The 11,086-nt window shown below is 35.7% G+C and carries 8 protein-coding genes and 1 tRNA gene; 8 read left to right on the plus strand and 1 reads right to left on the minus strand.

What is annotated here, in order from left to right; translation table 11 throughout:
* Window positions 1–18: 18 nt before the first annotated feature.
* Window positions 19–462 carry a MarR family winged helix-turn-helix transcriptional regulator gene (locus ACJ2A9_RS16280; RefSeq protein ID WP_441422729.1) on the minus strand — a complete coding sequence of 148 codons (444 nt, stop codon included), beginning with the start codon at window positions 460–462 and terminating at the stop codon, window positions 19–21.
* Between the two features lie 173 nt (window positions 463–635).
* On the opposite strand from ACJ2A9_RS16280, the gene ACJ2A9_RS16285 reads away from it, so the two are divergent.
* The 8 genes from ACJ2A9_RS16285 to ACJ2A9_RS16320 all read left to right on the plus strand — a co-directional run bounded on the left by ACJ2A9_RS16285 (window position 636) and on the right by ACJ2A9_RS16320 (window position 11,061).
* Entirely contained in the window at window positions 636–1,415 is a 780-nt protein-coding gene (locus ACJ2A9_RS16285) for a Cof-type HAD-IIB family hydrolase (protein WP_441422730.1), read from the plus strand.
* A gap of 223 nt (window positions 1,416–1,638) precedes the next feature.
* Window positions 1,639–1,932 carry a transposase gene (locus tag ACJ2A9_RS16290; protein WP_441422731.1) on the plus strand — a complete coding sequence of 98 codons (294 nt, stop codon included), beginning with the start codon at window positions 1,639–1,641 and terminating at the stop codon, window positions 1,930–1,932.
* 198 nt (window positions 1,933–2,130) lie between these two features.
* Complete coding sequence (locus ACJ2A9_RS16295; protein ID WP_441422732.1) at window positions 2,131–2,331, plus strand: cold-shock protein; 201 nt, start codon at window positions 2,131–2,133, stop codon at window positions 2,329–2,331.
* A 140-nt stretch (window positions 2,332–2,471) separates the two neighbouring features.
* Window positions 2,472–5,669, plus strand: a complete 3,198-nt coding sequence (locus tag ACJ2A9_RS16300) for a DEAD/DEAH box helicase (RefSeq protein WP_441422733.1) — start codon at window positions 2,472–2,474, stop codon at window positions 5,667–5,669.
* A 535-nt stretch (window positions 5,670–6,204) separates the two neighbouring features.
* Entirely contained in the window at window positions 6,205–7,578 is a 1,374-nt protein-coding gene (locus tag ACJ2A9_RS16305; protein WP_441422734.1) for a hypothetical protein, read from the plus strand.
* 148 nt (window positions 7,579–7,726) lie between these two features.
* Window positions 7,727–8,608 (plus strand): gamma-glutamylcyclotransferase, encoded by an 882-nt coding sequence (locus tag ACJ2A9_RS16310; RefSeq protein WP_441422735.1) that lies wholly within the window; start codon window positions 7,727–7,729, stop codon window positions 8,606–8,608.
* A 1,190-nt stretch (window positions 8,609–9,798) separates the two neighbouring features.
* The gene (yunB, locus tag ACJ2A9_RS16315; protein WP_441422736.1) at window positions 9,799–10,539 is read left to right on the plus strand and encodes a sporulation protein YunB; all 741 of its coding nucleotides are present in this window, start codon (window positions 9,799–9,801) and stop codon (window positions 10,537–10,539) included.
* Between the two features lie 446 nt (window positions 10,540–10,985).
* A tRNA-Ala gene (locus tag ACJ2A9_RS16320) sits at window positions 10,986–11,061 on the plus strand.
* Window positions 11,062–11,086 lie beyond the last annotated feature (25 nt).

The following is an 11,086-nucleotide window of genomic DNA, read 5'->3' on the forward strand; positions in this document are numbered from 1 at the left end:
TTTAATTAAATCTCCTCTCTATTCATGTAACTTTTCAAAATGTTCGTCAATGTTACTTTCAATGGAACATAACACTTCTTCGTAAATAGCGAGCTTTTCTTGATCAATATGCTCTGTGAGCTGTTCGAATTTCTCTTCGATATAAGGGGATAATTTTGTAGCTAACATTCGGCCATTCTCCGTCACAGCGATAAGGAATGAACGTCTGTCAGCAGGGTTTTGAATGCGTTTTACATACTCATTTTTCTCTAATAAATCTAAAATTTTTGTTAGTGTCGCTTGATCTTTATCGGATCGTGCTGATAATTCTTTTTGTGTAATGTGGTCAAATTCATGTAATGCTCTTAGTACGCTCCATTGCTCAGCAGTGATGTTATAGGGCTTTAAGTAATATGTAACAATACGGGTAAGTTTTTTACCGAGTGTAACTGTTGCTGATCCAATTGCTTTATCTTTTGACATCATAGTTCACCATTTCCTTTCTATTAATTAACATTATATGTTAGTTAATAGTATGTGTAAATATAATTTGTATACAAACTATATTTCAGGCAGGGTGACCTAAGAATATAAAAGAGCTTTTTACTTATGGTAAAATAAAAAGAAGAAAGGTCATTTATATTGGAGGTTTCGTTTTGGATAAACATATTATTTTTTTTGATCTAGATGGTACACTTTTAAATGAAAACAAAATAGTCCCAAGAACGGCAAAAAATGCAATACAATCATTGCAAGAACAAGGTCATGAAGTAGCGATAGCCACTGGTCGTGCCCCTTTCATGTTTGATGATGTCTGTAAAGAATTGAACATTGATACATACGTGAGTTATAACGGTCAATATGTTGTATTAAAAGGTGAGGTGATCTACACAAACCCTTTAAATAAAGATGCGTTAGATCTATTAACAAATCTAGCTGTTTCCAATAATCATCCTGTTGTTTATATGGATCATGAGGATATGAAGGCGAATGTGCCTGAACATGAGTATATTACAGAAAGTATAAGGACACTGAAAATAAAGCAGTTTCCAACACACGATCCGGCTTATTGTGAAAATAGAGATCTATATCAAGCTTTACTATTTTGCAAGGATGGTGAAGAGAAACCTTATTCAGAAGTTTTTCAACAATTTGATTTCATCAGATGGCACCCATTATCGGTGGATATCCTTCCGAGCGGGGGATCAAAGGCTGAAGGGATTGATAAAATAATTGAGGTGCTGAACATTCCTAAGGGAAATCAAGTTGCCTTTGGGGATTCGTTAAACGATCTAGAAATGCTAAAAGCTATTGAAAAAAGCGTGGCAATGGGGGATGGTCATGAGCTAGCTAAGAAAGCAGCGAAGTACGAAACGAAATCCGCCGGGGAGGATGGCATTCTATATGGCTTAAAGATGCTTGGCTTATTAAGCTAAGAAAGTTAAACGGTGTGTGCTTACATATTTGCAAATGTTGTGAAGTCTAACTAATGTTAGGCTTTTTTATGTACAACTCAGTTATCGTTTGATATTGATATTTGGCTCGTTCCTAGTTCATTCTAACCTTCATTAATAAGTGACAGTCCCTTTCCTATAACTAACATAATTTGTTGGTTTAGAACAGGTTCGTATCGTAAACAATGGTGTTGAGGTGGTCAAGGTGAAGCCATTACTAATAGTAGGTAGTATTATTTTTCCAATGATAATGGTATTATGTGCTAGAAAATGGAGGCGGATTCCTGTTGTTTTTAATGTAGGAGCAATGGTAGCAGCACTTATTTTTGGGAATATTGCTTCGATTGCAATTTATAATATTATTATTGATAATACAGTGTTCATGACAAATATTCATGGCATCTTCCTTAATCCCGTTTTCCTTGTCACAGGTGCTTATTTAGGTCTATATTTGTTTTATCTGCTTGCTATCTATACATTACATTCTGTAAAAGGATAACTTCCCAGAGTGGTCGATATTATTTGTATTGAACCTTTCCTTGCTTTCTTATAACCGATCTGTTATTATAAAGAAGAATTATTTTTGTTCGTTATGTAAGTAAGGATTGGATTAGTGTTTTAAACTTTTCGCCTTTGATAGTAGCTGAACATCAATAGTAATAAACAGTGGAAAAGATCCACACAGGAGGAAACAAACATGCAAGAAGGTACAGTAAAATGGTTTAACTCAGAAAAAGGTTTCGGATTTATCGAAGTTGAAGGTGGAGATGATGTATTCGTACATTTCTCAGCTATCCAAGGCGAAGGATTTAAAACTTTAGAAGAAGGTCAAAAAGTGACTTTCGAAGTTGAACAAGGTCAACGTGGACCTCAAGCTACAAACGTAAACAAAGCATAATAAGTTAAGGACTCTCTCGTAGAGTCCTTTTTCTATGGAAAAATATAATGTAACAGTAATGGTTTGCGTTTATAGCAGTTCAATGTACATAATTAAAGTAATCATGTAGCTACTATCATCCCCTAGGAAGGAGAGATTGTGTGGACATAAAATTAAATGAAAAAGTAATACTTGATATGTGCGGCAGTGCCTCCTTTAAGAGAGGGGAGACATTTTATCGTAATAATAAAGTAGAGTTTTTAGAATGCACACATTATATATGTCAAGCAACGGTAACGGGTGTTGAAGTTTTTCATGTTACGGTCGAAAAAACAACTGCAGGAATCAAAACGAAATGCAGTTGCCCAAAGCTCGCTTCCTTTGAAAAGGAATGTCAACATGTTGCAGCGGTATTATTTTGTTTATTACATTCTCAACGCCATCATAAAAGGGCGGCGGACAGGCAAGAGACTGTAATGAATGAGGTATCTGATCGCTTACTGAATCTTTTTGATGAAGAAACTGTCTACCCAAGTAGACAGCAGCGTTACTTCGAAACAAGAAAAATCGTTGAAGTTACGTTTACGTTAAGACCTATTCAAATTGTTGGGGGGCAATGGTTAGCTAGTATTGCTTTACAAATAGGAACAGTAAAGGTAGAAAATCTCCCAGGTTTTCTTGAGAGAGTTAAGGAAGGTAAACCTATCAATTTATCCAATGCGCTTGCGTTTCATCCAAAGCATCATTGCTTTCAAACAGAAACAGATGAGGTATTCAAGCAGTTGATTCAAATGATTGATGATGAAAAAGCGTATGGTGATGAAACCGCGAAAAAATTAAATAACTATAGTATTGATAAGCTAATAATTCCACCTTCCAAATGGGAAAGGCTTCTGACTTCTGTATTAGCAACACCACTGGTTAAACTAGAGTATGATGGTCAATTGTTTGTCGAGGCGAAAATATCAAATGAACTCCTGCCATTACAATTTGATTTTCGCAAAAATGACAATCATTTTGAACTCTTAATGAACGGTATGAATGAGATATTTGTCTTAAATTCTTATCAAACGGTATTATATGAAGGGACAATAAGACTGCTAGAAGCTAATGATTGTCAACGATTAACCGAAATAAAAAAGATGTTCGAGGCGACAACGACAAATGTTGTACCGATTCCAGAGGAAAAACTAGGATTTTTTATTGAAGCGATTGCTCCGGGCTTAAAAAAACTAGGAGAAGTAACCGTCGATGAAACAATATCTAAACTGTTGAAAAAAAAGCCTTTGCAGGCCAAGTTATTTTTAGATCGTGTTAGTAACCGCTTGCTTGCAGGTCTTGAATTTCACTATGAAAATATAATTTTTAATCCACTCGAAGCAAATGATCTGCCAGCAGGAACAATGCTGAGTAGAGATACAGTAAAAGAGGATGAGATTCTTGAACTAATGGAGGAAGGGGAATTTGCTAAGACTGATGGTGGTTATTTTCTACACAATGAAGAGTTAGAGTATCAATTCTTGTACCATATTATTCCAAAGTTAGAGAAGGTCGTTCAAATTTACGCAACAACAGCAGTAAGAAATCGAATCTACAGAGATCCCCGACCAATAGTGAGAGTAAAGGTAAATAAAGAACGGACAAATTGGCTTGAATTTGCTTTTAAGCTGGATGGTATTTCTGATAATGAAATACGAGAGGTGTTAGCTGCATTAGAAGAAAAACGGAAGTATTATCGGTTAAGAAATGGCTCACTTATGTCATTACAGACAAACGAGTTTATGGAAATTCAGCGCTTTTTAGCTTCTCCTCAGGTCAAAATGAAAGAGCAGGAGCTAGCAAATGGTTTAGATTTACCACTTGAGAAGTGTCTTCACCTTCTTGATCACGTTGAGGGGAGTCGAACTTTTTTTGCTGAGGAATCTTTTAAGAAGTTTCTAGAAACGATTCGTAATCCTGGTTGCTTACAGTTTGAAATACCAAAAAGGGTAGAGCCGATTCTAAAAGAGTATCAAAAGCATGGGTATCAATGGATGAAAATTCTCGCTTATTATGGTTTTGGAGGGATATTAGCTGATGATATGGGGCTAGGGAAAACGCTGCAAAGTATTACGTATATCTTATCGATCCTTTCTGATTTACGTAAACAGAAATCCCAAGTCCTCGTCGTTTGTCCATCTTCAGTAACATACAATTGGAAAAACGAATTAATGAAATTTGCTCCAAATATTGAAGCGGTAGTTATTGATGGAAAGAAATCGGAACGGGAAGTGATTCAGAAGGATTTGAAGGAAATTGATGTTGTGATTACATCCTATCCTTTACTACGACAAGACATTACATGGTATGAGAAGCAAGTCTTCCATACGGTGTTCTTTGATGAAGCACAAGCATTCAAAAACCCATTAACCCAAACGGCACGAGCGGTAAAAAAAATAAAGGCTGGTCATCGTTTTGCTTTAACGGGGACTCCTGTTGAAAATTCACTTGAGGAGCTATGGTCCATTTTTCACATTGTGTTTCCTGAATTGTTCCTTGGTTTGAAGGAATACAGTTTCCTTTCAAGAGAAACTATAGCACGTCGAATTCGCCCGTTTGTACTGAGGAGAGTAAAGGAGGAGGTTCTTGCAGAATTTCCGGAAAAGATTGAGACAATAGAATCGGTCGATTTGCTTCCAGAGCAAAAACAGCTGTACGCTGCTTACTTAGCAAAACTGCGACACGACACCTTAAAGCACCTTGATAAAGATACGATCCGTAAAAATAGGATCAAGATTTTAGCAGGTCTAACACGGCTTCGACAAATTTGTTGTCACCCAGGCCTGTTTGTTAATGGTTATAAAGGTAGTTCTGCGAAATTTGAGCAGCTACTCCAATTCGTTGATGAGGCCAAGCTTTCTGGCCGGAGGGTGTTAATTTTCTCCCAGTTTACTAAAATGCTTGATCTGATCGGGAGAAAGCTAACTATGAAAGGGTTGCCTTTCTTTTATCTAGATGGACAAACCCCTTCAGAAGAACGTGTAGACATTTGCAACCGGTTTAATGCTGGTGAACATAACTTTTTTCTTATTTCATTAAAGGCTGGGGGGACTGGACTTAACTTGATGAGTGCTGATACCGTTATCTTATATGATACTTGGTGGAATCCTGCTATAGAAGAACAAGCAACAGATCGTGCTCATCGAATCGGTCAACAAAATGATGTGCAAGTTATTAAGCTAGTAGCTCGTGGTACAATTGAAGAAAAAATGAATGAATTACAAGCCAAGAAGAAACACCTCATTGAAGAAGTGTTAGAATCCAATCGAGAAATAGGTACGCTTTCTGTAGAAGACCTTAAAGAGATACTAATGAGTTAGAAAATAGATAGAAATCAATATTAAAAGAGGCACTGATAACAGTTGTTGTATCAGTGTTTTTTTTATTTTTTGAATTATTAAATTAAAATTTGTACAAAATACTAAACTTTATTATTAACTAAATATTGACTTTTAACAAAATATTCTGTACCTTTTAATTATAACATTAAAAAGTTATTCGTATTATTAACGTTATATATATTGTTAAATATATAAATGTATTAAATAGTAAAAAAGTGGTTTGGTTTGAATTTTTTGTTTTTCCAAAAAGCTATATGGTTGTTTTTATGCCGGGTTTTATAATTCAAAGCAAATACAATTATATTAGACAAAGGCGGTGATTGGTTTGTTTTAATATTACGTTTAATAAACGTATATTTATTTTCTGTTTTAAGAGAGGGGTTGAAGAAAAGGCGGTATTCTAGAAAGAATTTTCAAAAGCGAAGGATCTCACTTTTTTTGTTAAATCTTGTTACACAATCCATCGTAATTTTCTGAAATTTATTATTAAAGTTATAAGGGGGTAACAAATTAGATGATTAGAAAAAGGAAAGAGGGCGATATTCATCCTGGGATAAAATGGGGTCCTTTTACAGCAAGAATTCCAGGGGTTCATCTCGAAATAACTCCAAATCAGCACCTTCAAGGAGGATTGCTGCTATTGGCGACATGTGGATCGATTACTCCGCTAGCAATGAAATACTTTGACATCTCATTAGAAGTTGCTTGGACAGTAAGTTTGGTTTTTCTTGTTTGGGTACTTGCACAAACCATTTTATTCGGTGACGTGTATGCTGCAGGTGCAATTACACCTGCCCTTCCACTTACTATCGTTTATTTGAATACGCTTACACCTGGAATTGAAGCTGTACACGGTATGATCGCAATATCCATTGTAGTAATCGCATTATTCCTGTTTTTTGGTATTACTAGACTCGGAGAAAAGTTTAATAATTTAATCCCTGCATCGCTAAAAGCAGGGATTATTATGGGGGCAGCGATTGCAGCATTTCAAAGTGAGCTTGGGCGTTTACCAAACATGCCGATTACGTTAATAACAGCTTGGGTAATCGTCCTTCTGCTCATGTTCTCGATTCCGTTTGCTAGTTTGCCAGATACAAAGGCGAAGGTAATCGCGGGATCGAATGCATTATTAATAGCATTTTCAGTAGCTGGTGTTGTAGGTTTCTTTACAGGTGAGGTTACATTTGATCTTAAGTGGGGAATTTTTGTTCCGCCTATTGGTGAAGTGTTTTCTACATTATCAATTTGGTCTGTCGGTTTACCACCTTTGGAAATGATTATTTCTGTGATTCCACTTGGATTTATGTTCTATATTCTAGTGTTTGGTGATTTACTTGTTGCTCAAACTTTATTAAAAGATGCAGATGAAGCGAGAAAAGATGAAAAAATTGATATCAATATGAATCGAAGCCACTATGTATTAGCATTACGTAACTTAGGACAAATTTTAACAGCAGGACCGATGCCTTGGTTGCATGGACCAATTTGGACTGGTGTACAAGTTTTCTTGATCCAACGTTATAAAAAGGGTCGCAACACAATGGATTCAATTTTTTCTGGTGTGGCAAACTTTTACTTGCTAGCAATTCCACTTGGTTTATTATTACCGGTTATGGGTATTATCGCACCTCTATTTCCGGTTGCTCTCTCAGTTACCATCCTACTAACTGGATTTGCTTGTGCTTATGTAGCGATGTCAATGGTTACAAATAATATTTCACGTGGATTAGTGCTAATGATCGGTATGTTATGTGCTACTTTAGGTGCTGCATGGGGAATTGGAATTGGTATTGCTCTATATATCCTATTAATCGGAAGAAATAAAGAGAATTTACCAAGTGAAAAAGAAAAAGTAGTAGAAGAAAAGCAAGAGAAAATTAGTTAAGGTTACGGCAATGAAACGATCCGTTCTAAATTTTTAGGATGGGTCGTTTTTTTCGTAGTCGTATCTTTTGTTTTCTATTATTGTCTTTCTTATACTATAGATATATTGATATGTAAAGTATCGGTTCGTTTTTGTTGAGGGGGATATAATGGAGAAGAAGTGCGTAGTTTTTGTATATGGGACATTACGAAAGCATGAAATCAATCATCATTATTTACAGGGGGCAAATTGTATAGCGACTCAGTGCTGGACATATGGGAAGCTATATGATACTGGTTATGGGTATCCGGCCATGGTAGCTGATTCATCGCAAAGGGTGTACGGGGAGTTATATGAGGTCAATGAGCAGCTGGTAAAGAGGCTTGACGTATTAGAAGGGTATGTTGAGGGAAGAGCAGATAATCTATATGATCGTATAATCGAGACAGTCTATACAGATACAGAAGATATTCGAGCATATGTATATCGTTATTCCTCATCAATTGAAACTGAATTGAATGACGATAGTTTTAGTGATTGGAAGGTTTACCGGTATATACAAAAGGAAGAACTTCTTTACTTTGCTTATGGCTCATGTATGGATGATGAACGATTTTGTCAAGCGGGTGTTCAACGGTATTTTTCGAAAGTGATCGGCTGTGGTGTGGCAAGGAATTTTTCGTTAGCTTATACTTTAGAACTTAGTGATGGTGGAAGAGCGGATATGGTAGAGACTGTTACTGATGAATGGGTTGAAGGAAAGGTGTATCAAATTGGGAAGAAGGCATTGCAATATTTATACGGACGTGAAGGGGTAGATGAAGGAGTGTATCGCCCTGCATTCATTGACATTGAAGTAAATGGTACAACGTTTAACGATGTTTTAACGTTTTTTGTTATTGATAAAATGAATGAAGTGGCTCCGCCGATTCATTATGCAATCGAAATATTGCGTGGGTCAAGAAATATAGTGAGTAAAACATATTATCACAAATTAGAAATAGATCTATTAAACAAGTTTAATTTGAAGGTGGATAGTGATACGAAGTGAATACGTTGAAATATTTCAAAAGAGGTAATAAGTTATAAAATTACCTCTTTTCTTTATTCGTTTCTGTAGACCAATGTTCTATAATATTGTGCTACAGCCGTCATGAATAGATGAAAAGGCAGATTAGAAAAAACGCTGTTTGTACGTAATTTGAGCCACTGTATTTTAACTAACATGATATCGGTGAGTAATCGAATACACAACATTAGTAGACTTGGTAAGGCTCTATTCCTCTTCAGTGTCCAAGTGGTTAGTACGGAAAGGAAAATAGAGTAAAGTGGTGCTAGGATAAAATGGTTTGTCCAGGAATGAAAGGAACCAAACCCGAATTTAATCCTTCCCATAATAGCCTGTACAAATAGAAGGTTAATGCAAGTAACTACTATTAAATGGTAAAAAGTCAAATGTAAAATGACTGGTGTTTCTTGTTTTAGATGTTCGTACCATTTGTCACTAATCCGAAAAAAGACCGGCAATAGAAAAAAAGTATAATATGTCCTCCACCAATGATGTTTATAAATATTCATTTGAAGAAAGGCAACTTCGATAAGCGAAAAGTAAACACTGAAAAGTAATTTAGTCTTCCAACCTAATTGAAATGCTGAAATGAAGATTGCTGTAAAGGGAATATAAAATGCTTGCGAAAATATAGCTCCAATTATTTTGTCAAATACGTTATTTTTTAATATTGATGGTTTGTATCTATAGGCGTGAAAAAGATTAACAACAAAGTATTCAAAAAGGTATGCTATTCCAATATTTGAGATGAGCAGTAAAAATACTAATCGTTTTTGGTCCCTTTTTTTATAAAACGTATAGATCAATAAAAATAAATGGATGAAGAGTAATATTAGATATGGATACTTGTTAGATTTTTTTCTCATATACATTATTACTCCTTTTTAACGGAATAATTGATCAAATGCTATGTGTGTGCAGTTTAAAACGAGTCATTTGTATTTACAAGTATTATGGTTTGTAGTCGGAAGAAATATGCCTAAAGAGATAAATGTAGTAACAATCCTGATTTTTTGAAAGGTCTCTTTACGTAACGGAGAGTCCTTTTGGTGTTTATTGAGGTTTTTTTTGCTTTTTCAATTAAAGGCTAATGCGCTCTAGGGGTATTACGATAATTCTTGTTCTAACGACTTCTGTTAACTTGTATATTTTAACAAAAGGGAGGGGGTTGCTTGCGCTTCCGAAAGAAACCAAGAAAAGTACTGCCATTTCGCTATGTTCTCATCATTTCTTTCTTAATCTTTACCGCTTTAACAGTTCAAGGGCTATGGATTGTTGAAAAAGGCATTCGCCCAACATTACTTGAGATTGCAAATTTAGAAACGCAAAAGATTGCTACTTCGGCAATCAATTATGCTGTATCGAATGCTGTAAAAAATGTAAATATGAATGAACTAATTGTTATAGAAAAGGATGAAGAGGGAAAGGTTTCTACCATTGGCTTTGATGCAACCATTTATAATAGTGTTGTTACAACAGCTGTTACAAATGCTCAATATTATTTAAAAATGATGGAAGAAGGTAAATTGCATGAGCTCGAAATATTAGGACTTTCTCATATATCGAATGATAGTGATATCCCTGGAGTGATTTATACTATTCCGCTTGGGCAATCCACAAATAACGCACTGCTCGCCCAATTAGGTCCTTTAGTACCTGTAAAATTTACGACCATTGGTGACGTAGGTGTTCAATTAAACGAGGAAGTAAAACATGTGGGGATCAATAATTCATGGGTTCGAGTGTCGATGGATATAGAGGTTCAATCTCAAGTTATTATTCCATTTGCAACGAACACGGATAAAGTGAGCACAACTGTACCAGTAGGGATGATCTATATACAAGGAGAGGTCCCGGAATTTTATAGTGGTATGAGGGAAGGGGGCTTTCCACATCCACTTTTTGTAAGATAGGAACTAAACAGTGATTAAAGATGTCAGAAAGCAGTGGGGATGACTTGCTGCTTTTTTAGTATGCAACTACTTTATTTGTTTAATCAGTCGACGAATCAAACTTGTTTTAGTATTATTATGATAAATTTATAAATCTGAGTGGCTAAAAAACAACTGAAAATTTTTTAAAAAAGCCACTTGCATGGAACTGAAAAAGGTGATATATTAATATTTGTCTCTGATGACCGATTACGACATTACACTTCGGTTAAACAGCTTAAAGATGAAAAAACACAAAAAATCATTGCGCAGAATTGATTGATTTGATATAATGAATCTTGTCGCTCAGCTACGAGCTAAACTTCTGTGAATTAACAACGAGTTGCTTCGACGCAGCAAACAACGGAGCGGAGCTTGTAGAGGAAGAAGCAGGGAATGCTTCATTGAAAACGCATCTTATATACATCGGGGCCTTAGCTCAGCTGGGAGAGCGCCTGCCTTGCACGCAGGAGGTCAGCGGTTCGATCCCGCTAGGCTCCACCATTACTTGAATTATATAAAGTAACAC

The sequence above is a fragment of the Anaerobacillus sp. MEB173 genome, from assembly GCF_052119505.1.
In the GTDB taxonomy this organism is placed as follows: Bacteria; Bacillota; Bacilli; order Bacillales; family JBJMAU01; genus JBJMAU01.